Origin of the sequence: Promicromonospora sp. NPDC023987 (assembly GCF_040639055.1) — a bacterium.
Taxonomy (GTDB): domain Bacteria; phylum Actinomycetota; class Actinomycetes; order Actinomycetales; family Cellulomonadaceae; genus Promicromonospora.
Window position 1 is genome coordinate 22005 of the sequence record NZ_JBEZZF010000055.1, and the last position, 18310, is coordinate 40314.

Here is an 18310-nt window from a genome sequence, read left to right on the forward strand (position 1 = left end):
CGGCCCGGTGCGACGACGTCGCACCGGGCCGGCCTTACTGCGTCAGACAGTTGCTCCCTGAGTCAACGACTCAGTTCGTCAGACGGAACGCTTGTCCGTCATCTTGCCCATCGCGGTGGCGAAGGCCTGGCTGATCTCGCGACGACGCTTGATCATGACCGCACCGGCGCCGAGGAGCAGCACCATGGCGGCGATGAGAGCCGTCACGTTCGCACCGGTCGCGGCGAGGTCGCCGTCACCGGCACCCGAGTCCTCGCCGTCGCCCGAGCCACCGGTCGAACCGGCCACGACAATGATCGGCGTCTGTGCGCCCGGGCTGCCGTCGTCCGGCTGAGCGTCGACGATGATGACGCCCGGCGGGGTCCCCTCGGGAACCGTGATCGGGGTCTCGAAGCCGCAGTCGTCGCCAACCGTCACGGTGACCGGGTCACCGATGTCGTTGCCCTGGGTGTCCTGGAGCTGAACGGTGACGGTGGCGCCGGCCGGGAAGCCGGTGCCGGTGACCATGACCTCGGCGCCTGCCTCGACCGCGGCCGGGTCAGCGACGATGCTCGGGTCCGTGCACTCGTCGCCCGGGGGGGTCGTGCCCGGCGGCAGGATCTCGAGCGGTGCCTCGGCACCGGGGGTGCCGTCCTCGGGCTCGGCCTCGACGACGTGGTCGCCGGGCTCTGCGTCCTCAGGAACCGTCAGGTCCGTGATGAAGCCACAGGCCTCGTCCGGGGTGACCGTGATCGGGTCGCCGACCGGGTTGCCCTCGGCGTCGCGCAGCTGCACGACGACCGGGACGCCGGCCGGGAAGCCCTGGCCCACGACGGAGACGGTGTCGCCCGGGTAGACAGCGCCCGGCTCGACGGTCAGGGTCGGGTCCATGGCGCAGATGTCGGAGCCTGCGACCACTGCCAGCGGGGCCTCAGCGGCCTGACCGGTGGTGTCGTCCGTACCCACGACCGGGTAGACGCCGAGCTCGGCGTCAGCCGGGACCGGGACCGGGACGCTGAACGAACCCTCCGAGTCGGTGTCGACCGGGATGGCGTCGCCCACGGGGTTGCCCTCGGGGTCGGTCAGCTGAACGGTCGCGGTCGAGTCAGGCGTGTAGCCCTCGCCCGTCGCGATGGTCGACTGGCCGGGAGCGACCGTGACGGGGTCGACCGTCAGCGACGGGTCGATCTCACCGGGGTTGCCGCCACCGTCGCCGTCGGGCGAGATGCGGACCGCGGCGTTGCCCAGGTTGATCCGGGCGATCTCGTCCGCCGGCAGCAGCGCGATGCTCAGCGCCGACAGGTCGAAGGACGTGACGACCTCAGCGGCCTCGGTAGAGGTCGGGGTGACCCCGGCCTCGGCGGTCTCGGTGACCTGGCGGTTGATCGTGATCGAGATGACCTCGGCCAGGACCTCGAAGACCGGCGAGAGCAGCTCACGGATCGGCTCCGTGATGGCGCCCGTCTTGAGGTCGTTGACCAGCAGCTCGAAGATCTCGTCGCCCTCATCGCTGATCACCAGCTCGTACACCGGAGCGAGAAGCTCGGAGATGGCCGGGCCCAGCGTGTTGATGGTGGTGATGAGGACCTCGGCGACCGGCGCCGCGAGACCAGTGCTGTTGTTCTCGGCCTCGGGGAAGTTGCCGTCCACGGCGGAGGTCAGCGGGATCGACCACGATACGTCGAGGCCGGTCTCGTCGGTGAAGGCCAGGTTGACCGTCACGGCGTCGAGGGAGTCCTCGATCGCACCGATGAGGACGTTGGTGACTTCCTCCATGAGCTCGTGCACGGTCTCCGCGATGAGCGGGTAGGTCGTGTCGTCGATGAGCTCGAAGTTCGGGGGCAGCTCGTTGAGGCCGCCCTCGCTACCGTCCGGGTTGTCGACGAGCTTGTCGAGGTGCACCTGGAGCTCACCGGTCGACAGGTCGATCGTGAGGAGCTGGTTCGCCGAGGTGATCGGCTCGCCCACGACGGACTCGAACAGCGTCTCCTGCATGTTGCTGTCGACGGTGACCGAGGGCGTCGGAACACCCGGGACCGCGTCGAACAGACCGGTCAGGGCGCTGTCGTCCAGGTTCTCGTTGACGAGGTCCTCGACGGCCGTGTCGACCGAGCCACCGATGTCGTGGATGGACGCGGCAGCGTCCTCGATGACCGGCGAGTGCAGGAACAGGTCCAGGTCGGCGACACGGTACTGGCCGAGGCCACCCACGCCGTCCTGGTCCAGGATCACGCCGTCCTCGGCGCGAACCTCAGCAGCGCCGGCACCGACCTCCAGCAGGAGCTGGTCGACGATCTCGTCCGTCAGGCTGTCGACGCCCAGCAGGCGCGCGACCGACAGGACGTCCACGGACGCCTTGCCGAAGTCCTCGGTCTTGCCGTCCAGGGTGACGCCGCCGTCCGCGCCGAGCAGGCCGGACACCGCGTGTGCGTCGACAGGGGACGACGCCTCGCTCTTGCTGGCCAGCGCACCGAGCTGACCGAAGTCCAGGATCTCGTCGAGGCGGACCTCGACGTCACCGAGCTTCACGACCTGCGAGCCGAGCAGCTCGACGTTGAGGTTGCCCTCGTTCGGACCGGGGTTCGACTCCGAGCCGGCATCCGAGTAGGCGGCTGCGAGCAGCGCCTCCTGGAAGAGCGTCGAGTCGAGGACGCTCGCTGCGGCCTCGGACGGCTCGTCCGGGTAGTTGTCCACTGCGACCGCGGGCAGTCCGGTGGCCGTGACCACGACTGCTGTTGCCGCGGCCGTCGCCAGGGTCCGGCGCCACGGGACGCTACCCCTCCGGCGTCGGGACGGTACTTGCGTTCGGTTCAAGAGAACTCACTCCTCCATATACACGCTTCAAGAAAAGCGTCCGGATCGGTACGTGATCACGTCCGGATCGGTTGGGGCGGGGCGTATGAGACACCGGTGCCCGGGCTTTAGCGAACAGTGCTTCCCAGGGACCTGCCAGGCAGAGCGGCAATCGTGCGTTGACGCAATCGAACGCAACGCACCCTGCGTTGGAGACGATCAGAGGCGCAACAAAGGCACCCAAGCGCACGATGATGGAAAGAAGTGAAGGTAGTCCGAAATGCCGGGTGAAAAGCGCCAGCATCTGCGGGTGAAAAACCTGCGTTCGAGTTGCGCGTCAGCCGCCGGCGAGCCAAGCGGGTGGGCGGGTCTCGGCGAGACGCACCAGGTCCCTCCGGTCCCGGATGCCGAGCGTCGCGTACGCCCGGCGCAGCCGGTTCACGACGGTCCGCTCCGACACGAACGTCGCCTGGGCGATCTGGGAGTTCGTCGCGCCGTGCACCGCGAGCCGGACCATCTCCCGCTCGTGCCCACCGAGCACCTCCCACTCGGGGCCGGTGCCACCGCTCGCGTCCGCCTCGGCGAGGAACACGTCGATGCCGCGCAGCCAGCCCGCCATCCCCGCGAGCCGTACGAGCGTCCGGGCCTCGTCGAGCATCGCCTCGCCCGTCGCGCGACCGCCACGGGTCACGGCGTACCGGCCGTACGCGACCAGCATGCGCGCACGCTGCCAGGGCGACATGGGAGCCGGCGGCGCGTGCAGCGCGGCCTCGAAGGCGGCCGACGGCGCGCCGTCGTCGGCGAGGAGCGCAGAGAGCCGGGAGTAGGCGGCCGCGACGTCCGGCGCCGACCGTTCCTCCGGCAGGAGCGGAGGATCGAGCAGCCGCTGGGCCCGTGGCCCCACCTTCCCGGGCGGCGACGACGCCAGCACGGCCTCCACGAGGTCGCCCCGGACCTGCACCCTGCCCCGGTACGGCCAGGCGCAGTGTTCGAGCGCGATGGTGAGCAGCGCGACGGCCCCTTCCGCCTGCCCGACGACGAGGTGCGCGGCACCCAGGTCGGCGGCGTACTCACCGAGCACCCGTGCGGACCAGCTACCGGCCTGGGCCGGCATGGTGCTCGCCGGAACGGTCCCGTCGACGACGGCGTCCGCAGCGGCACGCATGCCGCGGGCCGGGAGCCACCCGTCGACCGACGGGCGCAGCTCCGCCGCGTGCGCGAGGTGCGCACGGACGTCCGCGGCTCGCCCGTCGAACGCGGCCACCCGCGCGGCCGCGAGGTCACGCGCCACGATCTCCGCCACCGTCCGCCCCGGCGTCGCGCCGGAATGGTCGGCCAGCAGGCCCCGTGCGCTCACCACGTCCCCCAGCATCAGGAGGGCACGCACCTGGATGTCGACCCCCACCCAGTCCTGGCCGGGGGTCGGCCCGACCAGCCGCAGGTCCGCCCGGAGCCTGTCGGGATCGGCCAGGTCGCCGGTGTCCTCGAGACGCAGCAGCGTCTCGGCGACCCGTGCGCCGGCGGCACGGGCGGCCTCGCCGGCGCCCGCCGGATCACGCCACCACAGGTGGTTGGTCCATTCCGCCCCCACGCCGTCCGGCACCAGCGGGCCACCGCCGTGGTCTCGCCAGGTGCGCCCGGCCAGCAGGGACACCCCGACGGCGCGTGCGGCCAGGCGGGGGTCGGGCGCAGCCGCCACCGCGGCCCACGCGCGCGCCGGCAGCTCGTCCAGGTGCAACCCGTCGAGGACGCTCGCCACCGCGCCAGGCTTTGTCACGTCGCGGTCCAGCGGCTGAACCTCCCGGCCGCCGCCGTCGGCTCCCCGGACCTCCCGGCACAGCAGCGCGAGCAGCGGGTGCCGCACGGTCGCGCGGCCGTCCCGGCGCACCACCGAGGTACCGCCGAGGTCCGCGGCGGCAAGTGCGGTCATCGTGGCCGGGTCGAGCCCGGCCAGCAGCGCACGGTACGCGCGCCGGGCCGCCGATCCGACGTTGTCCGGCCCGGTCCAGGCGACGTCCCCGCACAGCTCGGCGGCGCTCAACGAACCCGCGAGCTCGAGGGCGAGCCGCGGGTTGCCCGCACTCCACCACCGCAGGTGCTCGACGACGTCGGCAGCCACCGGGGCGCTCAGCTCCATGTCGAGCACACGCCGCAAGGACATCCGGTCGAGGGGACCCAGCTCGAGCACCTCGACGTCGTCGGAGAGCGGTTCGACGGTGATGCTCCGCACTGCGGCGATCACGCGCCAGTCCTGCCCGTACGCCTCGTCCGCCAGGTGCTGGAGCCAACGCGCACGCTCCGGCGTCAGCACTCCCACGTCGTCGACGAAGAGGACCCGCGGACCTGGCCCGCTGTCATCGGCCCAGACCGAGACCGCGCGCAGGAAGCCCGTCGCGTCGAACTCGGAGCCGTCGCCCTCGTGGTCCTGGACCGACCAGGCGGAAAGGTCGATGCGCCGGTTGTTGTCGAGATCGTGGGCCGAGGGCCGTGGCGAGCAGGGCCGCACCACCCGGACCGCGGACGATCCGGCTCCGACCTGCTTCAGCGCCTGGAGCACCGTCGCGGTCTTGCCGATCCCGCTCAGCCCGCGCACGACCAGGACCGTCGGGTCCAGGTCGGTCGCGAAGTGCCCGATGACCCGCAGCTCTCGATCACGCCCGTGGACCACGTGGTCCCTCCCCCTGCTGCCTGCCTGGTTCCATGCCGTCGACACTGCCGAAGGCACGGCCATGGAAGGCCCGTAGCTTGATGGCACGCACACCCCAGTTCGCCACTTACATGAACGTTTATCAGTAGCGCCTCAGGAGTCTATGACAGGAGATGAATCGTGCAGGGTGTGGCTGTGGTACGGGAAATTACGGCTCTACTTGGCGCATCTCGGGCAGGTGCGAGAAACTCGTGGCCGCGAAAATCCTGGCGGAATGTCCACTTCAGGAGAATCCGGCTTCAGGCCAGCGGGCCGAGCAATTCCTGCCTGTCCGCCTCGGGCCGGTCAGCGCCGTCGAGCACTCCGACGAGCTTCTTCTCCTCGAACCGGAAATGCGTCTCCATCACTGCCTCGATCCCGTCGAGGTGCCGCAGCAGCTCGTCCCGGCCGGCACCCGACCTCGCGGCGCGCTCCAGCTCGCCCAGCAGGTGGTCGAGCATGGAGTGGTCCCGCTTCAGGTCGGCGACCACGGGCGCCAGACCGGGTTCGGCCGCCAGCACGACGTCGAACAGGGTCGCGTCCTCGCTGCGGTGGTGGCCGGTCAGCGCCGCGCAGAAGCCGACGCAGTAGAGCTGCAGGTCTCGCGCCGCCGAAGGTCCGGCCGCGCCGCCCTCGACCGCGGACCGAGCCACCGCGAGAGCGTCGCGCAGCCGACGGTGGACCTCGCGGAGCTCCTGCCCCCAGGCGACGACACGTTGGCTCATCGTCGCCACCCTAACCCGGGCTGAGCTCCCGCCGTCAGGCGCTCAGCAGCTCCGCGATGACGGCCGGAACCGCCTGGGCGATCTGGAGCGCCGCCACCGGGCCGCCCGCGGACGCGCGTGCCGCCGCGCGGCCGTGCACGAGCACCGCGGCGGCCGCCAGCCGGGCCGCGAGCGTCTCGTCCTCGACGACGTCGGCCGAGCGGCCCGCGAGCAGCGTCCCCAGGATTCCCGCGAGGACGTCGCCTGCCCCCGCGGTGGCCGTCCAGGCCGGCGCGTCGGCCTGCGCGTAGGCGTCGCCGGGGCCCGCCACCACGGTGATCGCGCCCTTGAGCAGCACCGTCGCGCCGGTCGCCTGGTGAGCCGTTCGCACCCAGTGCAGCGGCTGCGCCTCGACCCCCGCCCGGTCCACGTCGTGCCCGAGACCCTGCAGCAGCTCCGCCAGCTCACCGGCGTGCGGAGTCAGCACCGCCCAGGCCGGGAGACGGTGCTCCAGCATGGTCAGCGCGCCCGCGTCGATGACGGCGGGCATCTTGCCCCCGGTGACGTCCTCGGACAGCACCCCGGTCACGGCAGCGAGCGCCCCGAAGATCCGGCGGGCCTGCCCGTCGTCGTCCGGCCCGGCGTCCGGGTCGACCGCCGGGACACCGGGTCCGAGCACCCAGGCCTGCACGCGGCCACCGGTCACGACCACCTCGGGTCGGGCGAGCAGCACGCGGGTGCCGACCGCCTCTGGCCCCAGGTAGCGCACCATGCCGGGTCCGGCCAGCACTGCGCCCGACACCGCGAGGACCGCCGCGCCCGGGTACGTGCTCGTCCCGGCGATGACGCCGACGACTCCTCGCGTGTACTTGTGGTCGCCGGGTCCGGGGGCTGGCCACAGCGCGGCCACGTCGGCCGGCTCGATGCGCCGCACCCGGCCCGACGCCGGGTCCGCGCCGGCCATCGCGTGCCGGCCGGTCGTCATGCCCCAGACCGCACCGGCCCAGCCTTCGCCGCCCGAGGCAGCGGGGAAGCCGACGTCGACGAGCTCGATCTCCCCGGCGAGATGCGCTGCCGGCGGCAGGAGCAGGCCGGGCTTGAGCGCGCCGAACGTGACGGTGCGGTCGGCCGGCAGCACCGGGCCCAGCACCACACCGTCGTCCACGCCGATCCCGCTGGGGATGTCGACGGCGATCGTGTACGGCCACAGCTCTCCGGCGGTCTCGCGCGCTTCCGCGAGGGTGCGCACGAGGCCGCCCGCCGGCGGGCGCAGTGCGCCTCGCGCACCGACGCCGACCAGGCCGTCGATGACGACGTCGGAGGCGAGGGCGGTCCGGACCACTGATGGGACCCGGATGTCTGCGAGCGTCAGCGCCTTCCCGCCTGCTGCGCGGAACGCGGCGAGGCCCTCGTCGTGCGCGCGTGCGGACGCCAGGACGGCGGTGACGGCCATGCCGCGCCGCGCGAGGTGCGCGCCGGCGAACAGGGTGTCGCCGCCGTTGTTGCCGGGACCGACGAGCAGCAGTGCGCGCGCACCGCGCACCTCGCGCCTGGCTCCCGTCCCGCCGCGGGGCCGGACCCTGGCAGTGCCGGGGAGTCCGTCGGATCCGAGGCTGCCGCGCAGGCGGGCGGTACCCGGGCGTGCGGCCCGGCTGTCTGGGGCGCGCCCGTCGGCAGGGCGCGCCGCCACCTCCCGGAGCACCGTCTGAGCCAGCGCGTACGCCGCTCGGGCCATGAGCGGCTCGCCGGCTGCGATCAGTGGCTCTTCGGCCTTTCGTACCTCGTCGGAACTCCACGCGTCTTTCACGGTCCTATAGTGCCGCTTCCGCAACTGTCCGGGTACCAGAACCGTGCATTCTGGGCTTCCTCTCCCTCAGGGATCGCGGTCGGCATAGGGTCGGACCATGCGATTCGGACTCTTCATCCCGCAGGGCTGGCGCCTCGACCTGGTCGACATCGCGCCCGCCGACCAGTGGGCCACCATGTTGTCCCTTGTGCACCGCGCGGAGAACCAGGCGGCCGGCGAGGCCGTCCCGGGCGGTGAGTTCGCGTGGACCTCGGCCTGGGTCTTCGACCACTTCCACACCGTCCCCGAGGTCACCACCGAGGCAACGCACGAGGCCTGGTCCCTCATGGCCGCGTTCGCTGCTGCCACGCAGCGCATCCGGCTCGGGCAGATGTGCACCTGCATGGCGTACCGCGAGCCGACCTACCTGGCCAAGGTCGCCTCGACCATCGACACGATCTCGGGCGGCCGGGTCGAGATGGGTATCGGCGCAGGCTGGTACGAGCAGGAGTGGCGCGCGTACGGCTACGGCTTCCCGTCGGCGGGTGAGCGCCTGCGAGCGCTCGACGAGGGCGTGCAGATCATGGCGAACATGTGGCGCACGGGGTCCTCCGGCACGTTCGAGGGCAAGCGTTACCAGGTCGACGGCGCGCTCTGCTACCCGCAGCCCCTGCAGCAGCTGCCGCTGGGCGACGGCGGTGCGGAGGTGCCCACCATCCCCCTGTGGATCGCAGGTGGTGGCGAGAAGAAGACCCTGCGCATCGCCGCGCAGCACGCGCAGTACACCAACTTCGCCGGCTCGCCCGAGGCCTTCGAGCACAAGTCAGGCGTGCTGGAGGCGCACTGCAAGGACGTGGGCCGGGACTTCGGTGAGATCACCCGGTCGGCGAACTACAACGTGGTGATCGGCGAGACCGAGGCCGACGTCGCGGACCGCCTGGCCTGGATCGAGGCCCACCTGCGCAGGTGGGCGCCCGAGAAGGCCGACGAGGAGATGGCCGGCAGACGGACCGGGCTCCTGGTCGGGACACCGGAGCAGATCGCCGAACGGCTGCAGGACATGCGTGGTCGCGGCCTGGAGTACGCGATCACGAACTTCCAGGAGGCGGCCTACGACCAGACCGGGATCGAGCTCTTCGAGAAGCAGGTCATCCCGGAGCTCCAGTAGGACCGCACCGCGGCTGATCAGCCCTCCGCGATCACCATCGCCGACGCGATCCCCGCGTCGTGCGAGATCGTGATGTGCCAGGTACGCACTCCGAGCTCTGCGGCGCGGGCGGCGACGGTGCCGCTCGCGTCGATCCGGGGCGGGCCGCCCACGGTGCGGTGCACCGTGACGTCGTGCCAGCGAAGGTTTCCGGGAGCACCGAGCGACTTCGCGATCGCCTCCTTGGCCGCGAACCGAGCGGCCAGGGATGCCGGCGGCAACTCCCGCTCGACCTCCGTGAACAGCTTCTCGCGCAGGCGGGGCGTTCGGCCGAGGGTCTCCATGAACCGGTTCACGTCGACCACGTCGATGCCCGTCCCGATGATCATTGGCTCAGCCTACGGTCGTCGGCCGGGACGCATGGTCTCGTCGACGTGCCACACCCCGGCCTTGCGCATCGTGCCCGTTTTCAGGCATTCTGTTCTCAGTAATGTAGAGGTAAAGGTGGCGCCTGCACAGTACCGGCAGAGCGCCACCTTTCATGCGTAGGAGGCCGCCATGCCCGAGGACGACGACAAGCTCCCCTTCCCCATGCTCATGGTCGTGATCTTCGGCGTCGTGATCGCGTCGATCGTCAGCCTGCTCGTCCTCGTCGCGGTGTCCGGCTGACAGCCTCTTCCTCCACGCGGTCCAGCCACTCGCCCACCAACGCCTCGAACAACCCGCGCTGCTCGATGTTCAGTGCGTGCCCCGCCCGGTCGAGCACCGCGAAGGTGGCCCGCGGATAGTGCTCGACCAGCTCCCACGCGTCGCGGTAGCCGGTGACAGAGTCCTGCCGCCCCACCACGACGAGCACCGGCCGCTCGAACGGCGCCGGCTCGACGGGGAAGGCACCCGCGTACCTCTCCTCGATCCGCGCGGTCACCACCGGGTCGGCCGCTGCGAGCCCGGGGTCCACCTGCTGCCGCGTCGCCTCCCAGGTCTCCTCGGTCTGCACCACGAGGATCTCCTCCGCCTCCAACGCCTCGGCGCCGACCCGCTCGGCGAGCTCGGGGTCGCGGACGAGCACCTGACGCGCCGGCAGCTGCCGCAGCTCGTGGCGCGGTTCGACCACGGTCACGACGGCGGCCAGTCCGACCACTCGTTCCGGGTCAGCGGCGGCGAGCCCGCGCGCCAGGTACCCGCCGTACGACTGCCCGACGACGACGTACAGCCCCTCGAGCACCAGCGCGTCGACCGCCCCGCGCAGGACCCGGAAGACGTCATCGGTGCTCGCGACGTGGGGCGCCGTCGTACTGCCCATGCCCGGGAGGTCGACGTAGAGGCGACGCCAACCCGGGCGCTCTGCGAACACCGGCTCGAACGCGCCGGTCATGATCCGATGGTCCACCGGGAACCCGTGGACCAGCACTGCCGTGAGCGCTCCCGGTCCGGAAAGCCCGTGCTCCACGTAGTGCACCCGGACCCCGTCGACCTCCACGTACGCCATGTACGCCCCTTCCGTCAGCCCCGAGGTTAGACGGAGCCTCCGACATCCCGGATGCCGGCGGTGTCCTCCGGCTGGACCAGGTGCCGCCAGCGGAACCACTTGCGCTCCAGCTCCTCGGGCAGGTCCACGTCGAACCGCCGGGCCACCAGCAACAGCTGGGCCAGTGCGTCAGCCACCTCGCCGCGGAACGCGTCGCGCGTCTCGTCGTCGGACAGGCCACGGTCCCGCGAACGGCCCGACAGGTCGAGGTACGCCTGGGTGAGCTCGCCGACCTCCTCGTGGAGCTTCAGGACCAGCCAGTCGTCGGTGCGCTCCACCCCGTGCACCCGCGCGTAGACGCGGCTGATGATCTCGACGTCGTCGGAGAGGTTCTTGAGGTCCACGCCGCCGAGCGTGCCACAGTCCGGCTACTCCACCGTCACGGACTTCGCGAGGTTACGCGGCTGGTCCACGTCCAGCCCCTTCGCCGTCGCCAGCGCCATCGCGAAGATCTGCAGCGGCACCACGGCAAGCAGCGGCTGGAGCAGCGTGGGCGCCTGCGGGATCCAGAAGACCTCGTCGGCGTACTTGCGCACCTCGTCGTCGCCGTCCTCGGCGATCACCAGGGTGCGGGCGCCGCGCGCCCGGATCTCCTGGATGTTCGAGATGATCTTGGAGTGCAGGGAGTCCCGTCCGCGCGGTGAGGGCACCACGACGAACACGGGCTGCCCCTCGTCGATCAGGGCGATCGGACCGTGCTTGAGCTCGCCCGCCGCGAAGCCCTCCGCGTGGATGTACGCGAGCTCCTTGAGCTTGAGCGCGCCCTCCAGGGCCACCGGGAAGCCGACGTGCCGGCCCAGGAACAGCACCTTGTCGGACTTCTCCATGGAGCGGGCGGTCGCGCGCACGTACTCGCCGCGCTCGATGACCGTCTGGATCTTGCGCGGCATGGCGCGCAGCTCGTCGAGCAGCGCCACGATCTCGTCTGGGAACTTGTTGCCCCGCAGCTGCGCCAGGTACAGGCCCAGCACGTAGGCGGCGGTGATCTGCGCGAGGAAGGCCTTGGTGGAGGCGACGGCGATCTCGGGGCCGGCGTGCGTGTACAGCACGGCGTCGGACTCTCGCGGGATGGTCGAACCGTGGGTGTTCACTATCGAGATCACCTTGGCGCCCTGCTCGCGGGCGTGCCGCACGGCCATCAGCGTGTCCATGGTCTCGCCGGACTGCGTCACGGCAACGACCAGCGTGCGCTCGTCGACGATCGGGTCGCGGTAGCGGAACTCGTGCGCCAGCTCGACCTCGACAGGGATGCGGCACCAGTGCTCGATCGCGTACTTCGCCACGTGCCCGGAGTAGGCGGCGGTGCCGCAGGCGATCACGATGATCTTGTTCACCGCGCGCAGGATCGACTCGTCGATGCGCAGGTCGTCCAGCACGAGGGCGCCGGCGGCGTCGGTGCGGCCGAGCAGCGTGTCGGCGACGGCCTGCGGCTGGTCGTGGATCTCCTTGTCCATGAAGGAGTCGAAGCCGCCCTTCTCCGCGGCGGCCGCGTCCCAGTCCACGGTGTAGCGCTTGGCCTCGGCGGGCTTGCCGTCGAAGTCCGTCACGGTCACCGACGTCGGCGTGATCGTCACCACCTGGTCCTGCCCCAGCTCGAGGGCCTCCTTGGTGTGTGCGATGAACGCGGCGACGTCCGACCCGAGGAAGTTCTCCCCCTCGCCGAGACCGACGACGAGCGGGGAGTCGTGCCGGGCGCCCACCACCGTCTCCGGCGCGTCCGCGTGGACGGCGAGCAGCGTGAACGTGCCGTGCAGGCGGCCGGCCACTGCCGTCATGGCCTCGGTCAGGTTGCCCGTCTCGCGGTACGCCTTGGCCACGAGGTGAGCGGCCACCTCGGTGTCCGTCTCCGAGCGGAACGTCACGCCGTCGGCCAGCAGCTCGGCCTTGAGCTGGGCGAAGTTCTCGACGATGCCGTTGTGGATCACGGCGAGCCGGTCGCCGTCGGCCAGGTGCGGGTGGGCGTTCGCGTCCGTTGGGCCGCCGTGCGTGGCCCAGCGGGTGTGGCCGATCGCCGCGGTGGCCTCGGGCAGCGGCTCCTGGTCGAGCGCCTCGATCAGGTTGGCGAGCTTGCCCGACTTCTTGGCCCAGGCGACACCGTCCAGGCCCGGCGCGACGAGCGCGACACCGGCCGAGTCGTAGCCGCGGTACTCCAGCCGCCGCAGCCCCTCGATGGCGACGGCGAGGGGCGTGCCCGACGGCGTGGCGGCACCTGAGGCGTTTCCGTCCGCCGTAGTCGCAGCAGTTCCCGTGTAACCCACAATCCCACACATAGGGGGGAGTCTAACGAGGGTCCTGACCTGCTCCCATGACCGGGCTCACAAGCGGCCCGTCACACACGCCGCGCGACGCCTCGCAGAGGCCGGTAGCGATTCCCGCGCCCGGTTGGGGCACAATGCTGCAGGTGGTTTCCCAGTTCCCGACGACGGAGCACGGCGAGCATCTGCTGGCCCTCGCTTCGTCCTCGCCCTACGTGGATCTCGACCGCGCGGCCTGGAGCCGTCTGTCGGCCTCCACACCCCTGCCGCTGACCGACGAGGACGTCGAGCGTCTGCGGGGTCTCGGCGACCCCATCGACCTGGCCGAGGTCGACGCGATCTACCGCCCCCTGTCGCGCCTGCTCAACCTGTACGTGATGGCCACGGGCGGCCTGCACGACGCGACGTCGACCTTCCTGCACGAGGACCCGCCCCGCACGCCGTACGTCATCGGGGTGGCCGGCTCGGTCGCCGTCGGCAAGTCGACGACGGCGCGCGTCCTGCGGGAGATGCTCGCCCGCTGGCCGGAGACGCCGCGCGTCGAGCTCATCACGACCGACGGGTTTCTCTACCCCAACGCCGAGCTCGAACGACGCGGTCTGATGGAGCGCAAGGGCTTCCCCGAGTCGTACGACCGGCGCGCCCTGATCCGGTTCCTCTCCAGGATCAAGGCCGGCCGGTCGGAGGTACGAGCCCCCGTGTACTCGCACGTCACCTATGACATCGTGCCGGACGAGGAGATGGTGGTCCGCAAGCCCGACGTGCTCATCGTCGAGGGCCTCAACGTGCTGCAGCCCGCCCGTCCGTCGACCGTCGACGAGTCGACCGTCGCGGTGAGCGACTTCTTCGACTTCTCGATCTACGTGGATGCCCGCACGCGGAACATCCGGCAGTGGTACGTGGACCGGTTCCTCGAGCTGCGCCGGACCGCGTTCACCAAGCCCGACTCCTACTTCCGGCGGTACGCCTCACTCTCCGACCAGGAGGCGACGGAGCGCGCCCTGAAGATCTGGGAGTCCATCAACGCGCCCAACCTCGAGCGGAACATCATCCCCACGCGCGGCCGCGCGACGCTCGTGCTGACCAAGGGCTCCGACCACGCGGTGCAGCGGGTCCGGCTCCGCAAGCTCTGAGCCGGCTCCGAGTCCTCGGCCGTGGGCCTCAGGCCTCCGACGGCGGGACCGTGACCTTCTCGTCGGACGGGTTCGCCGAGGGCTCGGACTCGTCGTCGAGGTGCCGGCGCGAGAACCAGCCGACCACCTTGTCCACGACGAAGCCCATCGCGACACCCAGCACCACGCCGATGCCGATCGCCAGGAGCGGGTCGTGGCCGAGCCACTGCGCCGCGACCAGGCCGATTCCCGCCGAGTAGAGCGCCCACATGACCGCGGCGATCGCCGCGATGACCATGAACCGGCGGCGGGGGTAGGCGACGGCGCCCGCCGTCATGTTCACCGCGACCCGGCCGATCGGCACGTAGCGCGCCGCCAGGATGAAGGACGCGCCGCGACGGGTCAGCGCCCGCTCCGCCCAGGCCACCGCCCGGCGTCCGCGCGGGCCCCGCAGGAACGGCACGCGCTCGGTGCCGATCAGGTGCCCGATCTGATAGGCGATCTGGTCGCCCACCCATGCTCCGGCCGCCGCCGTCACGAGCACGAGCCACATCCAGGGCGTGCCGGTGGTGTGCGCCGACACCGCCAGCGTGATCACGACGGACTCGCTGGGCAGCGGCGGGAAGAAGCCGTCGATGGTGGCGAACGCGAACATCGCCGGGTAGATCCACGGAGAGGCCGCCATCGCGAGGATCCAGGCCTCGGTGGCGCTCAGGACTGTGGAAATGAGTTCGAGCACGGGACCTCGAGAGTCTCGGTCGAGCACTACCCGTCGACAGGCTCAGGGCGGCGCCCGGGGGCGGAGGACGGCACTTGTTAGCGCCTGCGGTCAGCCTACGCAAGGGGAACCCCTGAATAGCATCAGGGGTCCCCCTGGAAGAACCCCGCTTCCCAAGGATTCACGGAGCGTTCACGCCTGCCGTGCCAGCCGCCACGACCCGCGCACCGGCACAGGACCGTTCGCTACAGCGCGAGCCGCTCCCGCACGACGGCGGCCAGGTCCTCAGCCACCTTGTCCGCCTCGTCCTGCGCGGGGGCCTCGACCATGACGCGCACCAGCGGCTCCGTGCCGGACTGCCGCAGCAGCACCCGGCCGGTGTCCCCCAGACGTGCTGTCGCGTCGGCCACGGCTGTCTGGACGCCCTCGTCGGTACCCGCGCGGGACTTGTCCACGCCCCGGACGTTGACGAGAGTCTGCGGCAGCCTCTCGATCTGGCCCGCGAGGTCGGCCAGGCGCTTGCCCGACGCCTTGACCCGTGCGGCGAGGTGCAGCGCCGAGAGGACGCCGTCCCCCGTCGTGGCGTGGTCGGCCAGGATGATGTGGCCGGACTGCTCGCCGCCGAGGCCGAAGCCCTTGGCCCGCATCTCCTCGAGCACGTACCGGTCGCCGACGGCGGTCTGCACGGTCTTGATGCCGCGCTCCCGCATCGCGAGGATCAGGCCGAGGTTGCTCATCACCGTCACGACGAGGGTCTCGCCCGGCAGCCTGCCCTCCTCCTGGAGTGCGCTGGCGAGGATCCCGAGGATCTGGTCGCCGTCCACGATCGCGCCGGTGTGGTCGACGGCGAGGCAGCGGTCGGCGTCGCCGTCGAACGCGACGCCGAAGTCCGACTCGGACGCCACGACGACGGCCTGCAGCTGCTCAGGGTGCGTGGAGCCGCACTTCTCGTTGATGTTCCGGCCGTCGGGGCTGGCGTTCATCACGACGACGTCGGCGCCCGCGGCACGAAGCGCGTCCGGGCCCACCTCGCTCGCGGCGCCGTTGGCGCAGTCGAGAGCGATGCGCAGGCCTTCGAGCGGCCGGTGGTCGGGGGTGGTCCCGACGCTGTCGGTCAGGTGCCGCACGTAGCGCTCCGCGGCGGCCTGGCCGTCGGTGCGGATGCGCCCGACGTCGGCACCCGTCGGGCGGTCCCACTCGTCCCCGAGCGTGGCCTGGATGGCGTCCTCGACGGCGTCGTCGAGCTTGAGCCCCCCGCGGGCGAAGAACTTGATGCCGTTGTCCGGCATCGGGTTGTGCGAGGCGGAGACCATGACGCCCAGGTCGGCCTCCAGCTCCGTCACGAGATACGCCAGGGCGGGTGTGGGCAGCACGTTGAGCATCACCACGTCGACGCCCGCTGACGCGAGCCCGGCCGCGACGGCGCCCGCGAGGAACTCGCCCGAGGCGCGAGTATCTCGTCCTACGACCGCGCGCGGACGCGGCCCCAGCAGCTCCCCCTGTGCCGTCAGCACCCGCGCGGCGGCGGCGCCCAGCTCCAGCGCCAGCTCCGCCGTGATGTCCTTGTTGGCGAGGCCCCGAACTCCGTCGGTGCCGAACAGCCTGCCCATGCCGGTTCTCCTCAGATAGTTCGGATCCCACCGTAGTGGGCCTCCGGCCCTTCCTTGAAATGCAGATGGCCCCGCTGAACAGTGTCGACACTGTTCGGCGGGGCCATCCAGCCACGCGCTGGTATCAGCGCTTGCTGTACTGCGGAGCCTTGCGGGCCTTCTTGAGACCGGCCTTCTTGCGCTCGACCTTGCGGTCGTCACGCCGGAGGAAGCCGGCCTTCTTGAGCTCGGCGCGGTTCGCGTCCTCGTCGATCTCGTTCAGCGCGCGGGCGATGCCCAGGCGCAGTGCGCCGGCCTGGCCCGACGTGCCGCCACCCGTGATACGGGCGATGACGTCGAAGCGGCCCTCGACCTCGACGAGGCTCAGCGGGCTGTTGACCAGCTGCTGGTGCACCTTGTTCGGGAAGTACTCCTCGAGGGTGCGGCCGTTGACCTTCCAGGTGCCGGTGCCGGGGACGAGGCGCACGCGCGCCACGGCCTCCTTGCGGCGCCCGAGGGCCTGAGCCGGTGCGGTGATGGACGAGCCGCGCGTTGCGGGTGCGGCAGTCTCGGTGGTGTAGTTGCTGGGCGTCTCTGCGCCCTGCTCGATGTCGACGGTGGTCTCGGCCACTGTGGTGTCCTCGCGTCCTTCGCGTTGCGATCCGGCAGCGGCCTCAGGCCTGCTGCGAAACCTGGGTGATCTCGAACGGCTTGGCCTGCTGCGCCGTGTGCGGGTGCTCAGAGCCTGCGTAGACCTTCAGGTGGGTCATCTGCTCCCGACCGAGCGAGGTCTTGGGGATCATGCCGCGCACAGCCTTCTCGACGGCGCGTTCCGGCTTGGTGTCCAGGAACTCGCCGTACGGGGTGGCAGTGAGGCCGCCCGGGTAACCCGAGTGGCGGTAAGCCATCTTGGTCTCGCGCTTGTTGCCGCTCAGCGCGACCTTGTCCGCGTTGATGATGATGACGAAGTCACCACCGTCGACGTGCGGGGCGAAAGTCGGCTTGTGCTTCCCGCGCAGCAGAATGGCGACCTGGCTTGCCAGGCGGCCCAGGACGACGTCGGTCGCGTCGACGACATACCAGTCGCGCTGGACGTCGCCGGGCTTGGGGGTGTACGTACGCACGGTTCGTAACCTTTTCGTTTTCGGTGTCGTCGGGCGAGAAGCAGCGCCCGATGAGTCAGGTCGTTGTGCGCGGGGGTCAGAGTGACGTCCGGGCCGGTCGTAAGCACTCGAGTGGGCTCGATGCTGACGCAGGACGTCGTGACAAAGCACAACGACTCATCAGAGTACCTGGCAGCTTCCCCGGGGGTCAAAGCGAAGCGGGTCGGGATACCGGTCGGGGACCATGAGGTTCGACACGTCCGCCTGTGGCGTCGTCGCCGAACTGGTGCCACGGTAGGTACATGACCGAGGAAACCCCAGCCACCATGCCAGGACCGGACGGGCTCGCCGAGGGAGACACGGACCAGCTTCCGTCCGAGGACACGCTGTACGACCGGGGCACCAAGGACCGCCTCGACGAAGGTTACTCGCCGCCCGAACGCCCCCGGAGCAACCACTGGGGCGAGACCTCGTGGGAGGAGCGGCACGGCGAGCCGATGGACCAGCGCCTGGGCGAGGAGGAGCCGGACGTCTGGCAGACCGACCCGCTCGACCGCGCCGACACGTCACGCGCGGGACGGCTCGTGTCCGACCCCGACGCGGACCCCGGCAGCTACGCCGGCGAGGACGGCAACCGCGAGAACGACGTGTACGGAACGGACGCGGGCATCGACGGCGCGGGAGCGAGCGCCGAGGAGGCGGCGGTCCACTGGGTCGACGAGCCGTGACCCCCCTGCCGAGGTAGTCCCTTGGCGAAGTAGCCCTCTGGCGAGGTAGTCACCCAGCGTGCGCTCAGTGACTACCTCGCTACATGACTAGGTGGTCTCACGTGGTCGTTGCACCGGTTGCTTGTTGGGTCAACAGTAGGCGGTTGAGGGCTTCGGCTGGGTTGGCCCAGTCGAGGGTCTGG

15 protein-coding genes are annotated in these 18310 nt (G+C 71.0%); 3 read left to right on the forward strand and 12 right to left on the reverse strand.

Annotation, left to right across the window (positions count from 1 at the left end; all coding sequences use genetic code 11):
- Positions 1-78: 78 nt before the first annotated feature.
- The 4 genes from AB0F40_RS20630 to AB0F40_RS20645 all read right to left on the reverse strand — a co-directional run bounded on the left by AB0F40_RS20630 (position 79) and on the right by AB0F40_RS20645 (position 7969).
- Positions 79-2706, reverse strand: a complete 2628-nt coding sequence (locus AB0F40_RS20630; protein ID WP_357471835.1) for a choice-of-anchor G family protein — start codon at positions 2704-2706, stop codon at positions 79-81.
- Between the two features lie 403 nt (positions 2707-3109).
- Positions 3110-5440: a LuxR C-terminal-related transcriptional regulator gene (locus AB0F40_RS20635; protein ID WP_357471838.1), complete on the reverse strand. Its 2331-nt coding sequence runs from the start codon at positions 5438-5440 to the stop codon at positions 3110-3112.
- 278 nt (positions 5441-5718) lie between these two features.
- On the reverse strand, positions 5719-6183 hold the full coding sequence (locus AB0F40_RS20640; protein ID WP_357471841.1) for a hemerythrin domain-containing protein: 465 nt from the start codon (positions 6181-6183) through the stop codon (positions 5719-5721).
- A 34-nt stretch (positions 6184-6217) separates the two neighbouring features.
- The gene (locus tag AB0F40_RS20645) at positions 6218-7969 is read right to left on the reverse strand and encodes a bifunctional ADP-dependent NAD(P)H-hydrate dehydratase/NAD(P)H-hydrate epimerase (protein WP_357471844.1); all 1752 of its coding nucleotides are present in this window, start codon (positions 7967-7969) and stop codon (positions 6218-6220) included.
- A gap of 97 nt (positions 7970-8066) precedes the next feature.
- Here AB0F40_RS20645 and AB0F40_RS20650 point away from each other — a divergent pair, with 97 nt between their 5' ends.
- On the forward strand, positions 8067-9116 hold the full coding sequence (locus tag AB0F40_RS20650) for a TIGR03560 family F420-dependent LLM class oxidoreductase (protein WP_357471846.1): 1050 nt from the start codon (positions 8067-8069) through the stop codon (positions 9114-9116).
- A 17-nt stretch (positions 9117-9133) separates the two neighbouring features.
- On the opposite strand, the gene AB0F40_RS20655 is transcribed toward AB0F40_RS20650, so the two are convergent.
- From AB0F40_RS20655 to glmS, 4 genes are all read right to left on the reverse strand, one after another.
- Positions 9134-9484, reverse strand: coding sequence for a holo-ACP synthase (locus AB0F40_RS20655; RefSeq protein WP_357471849.1), 351 nt, complete (start codon positions 9482-9484; stop codon positions 9134-9136).
- 245 nt (positions 9485-9729) lie between these two features.
- Complete coding sequence (locus tag AB0F40_RS20660) at positions 9730-10584, reverse strand: alpha/beta hydrolase (RefSeq protein ID WP_357471852.1); 855 nt, start codon at positions 10582-10584, stop codon at positions 9730-9732.
- Positions 10585-10610: 26 nt separating this feature from the next.
- Positions 10611-10967, reverse strand: coding sequence for a pyrophosphatase (locus tag AB0F40_RS20665; protein WP_357471855.1), 357 nt, complete (start codon positions 10965-10967; stop codon positions 10611-10613).
- Between the two features lie 24 nt (positions 10968-10991).
- On the reverse strand, positions 10992-12893 hold the full coding sequence (gene glmS / locus AB0F40_RS20670; protein WP_357471857.1) for a glutamine--fructose-6-phosphate transaminase (isomerizing): 1902 nt from the start codon (positions 12891-12893) through the stop codon (positions 10992-10994).
- A 122-nt stretch (positions 12894-13015) separates the two neighbouring features.
- On the opposite strand from glmS, the gene coaA reads away from it, so the two are divergent.
- Positions 13016-14011: a type I pantothenate kinase gene (coaA, locus tag AB0F40_RS20675; RefSeq protein WP_357471860.1), complete on the forward strand. Its 996-nt coding sequence runs from the start codon at positions 13016-13018 to the stop codon at positions 14009-14011.
- Between the two features lie 28 nt (positions 14012-14039).
- Here coaA and AB0F40_RS20680 read toward each other — a convergent pair whose 3' ends face one another.
- The 4 genes from AB0F40_RS20680 to rplM all read right to left on the reverse strand — a co-directional run bounded on the left by AB0F40_RS20680 (position 14040) and on the right by rplM (position 17421).
- On the reverse strand, positions 14040-14729 hold the full coding sequence (locus AB0F40_RS20680; RefSeq protein ID WP_357471863.1) for a DedA family protein: 690 nt from the start codon (positions 14727-14729) through the stop codon (positions 14040-14042).
- A gap of 224 nt (positions 14730-14953) precedes the next feature.
- Complete coding sequence (gene glmM, locus AB0F40_RS20685) at positions 14954-16318, reverse strand: phosphoglucosamine mutase (protein ID WP_357471866.1); 1365 nt, start codon at positions 16316-16318, stop codon at positions 14954-14956.
- 124 nt (positions 16319-16442) lie between these two features.
- A complete protein-coding gene (rpsI, locus tag AB0F40_RS20690; protein WP_357471870.1) occupies positions 16443-16928 on the reverse strand; it encodes a 30S ribosomal protein S9 in 486 nt (161 codons plus the stop codon).
- 43 nt (positions 16929-16971) lie between these two features.
- Positions 16972-17421: a 50S ribosomal protein L13 gene (gene rplM, locus AB0F40_RS20695; protein WP_357471873.1), complete on the reverse strand. Its 450-nt coding sequence runs from the start codon at positions 17419-17421 to the stop codon at positions 16972-16974.
- Between the two features lie 281 nt (positions 17422-17702).
- Here rplM and AB0F40_RS20700 point away from each other — a divergent pair, with 281 nt between their 5' ends.
- Positions 17703-18128, forward strand: coding sequence for a DUF5709 domain-containing protein (locus tag AB0F40_RS20700; RefSeq protein ID WP_357471875.1), 426 nt, complete (start codon positions 17703-17705; stop codon positions 18126-18128).
- Positions 18129-18310: the final 182 nt, after the last annotated feature.

What these genes read in the sequence shown, in the direction of transcription:
- AB0F40_RS20640 (WP_357471841.1), bottom strand. Translation starts at nt 6,183, where the DNA reads ATGAGCCAACGTGTCGTCGCCTGGGGGCAGGAGCTCCGCGAGGTCCAC.
- AB0F40_RS20650 (WP_357471846.1), top strand. Translation starts at nt 8,067, where the DNA reads ATGCGATTCGGACTCTTCATCCCGCAGGGCTGGCGCCTCGACCTGGTC.
- AB0F40_RS20655 (WP_357471849.1), bottom strand. Translation starts at nt 9,484, where the DNA reads ATGATCATCGGGACGGGCATCGACGTGGTCGACGTGAACCGGTTCATG.
- AB0F40_RS20660 (WP_357471852.1), bottom strand. Translation starts at nt 10,584, where the DNA reads ATGGCGTACGTGGAGGTCGACGGGGTCCGGGTGCACTACGTGGAGCAC.
- glmS (WP_357471857.1), bottom strand. Translation starts at nt 12,893, where the DNA reads ATGTGTGGGATTGTGGGTTACACGGGAACTGCTGCGACTACGGCGGAC.
- coaA (WP_357471860.1), top strand. Translation starts at nt 13,016, where the DNA reads ATGCTGCAGGTGGTTTCCCAGTTCCCGACGACGGAGCACGGCGAGCAT.
- glmM (WP_357471866.1), bottom strand. Translation starts at nt 16,318, where the DNA reads ATGGGCAGGCTGTTCGGCACCGACGGAGTTCGGGGCCTCGCCAACAAG.
- AB0F40_RS20700 (WP_357471875.1), top strand. Translation starts at nt 17,703, where the DNA reads ATGACCGAGGAAACCCCAGCCACCATGCCAGGACCGGACGGGCTCGCC.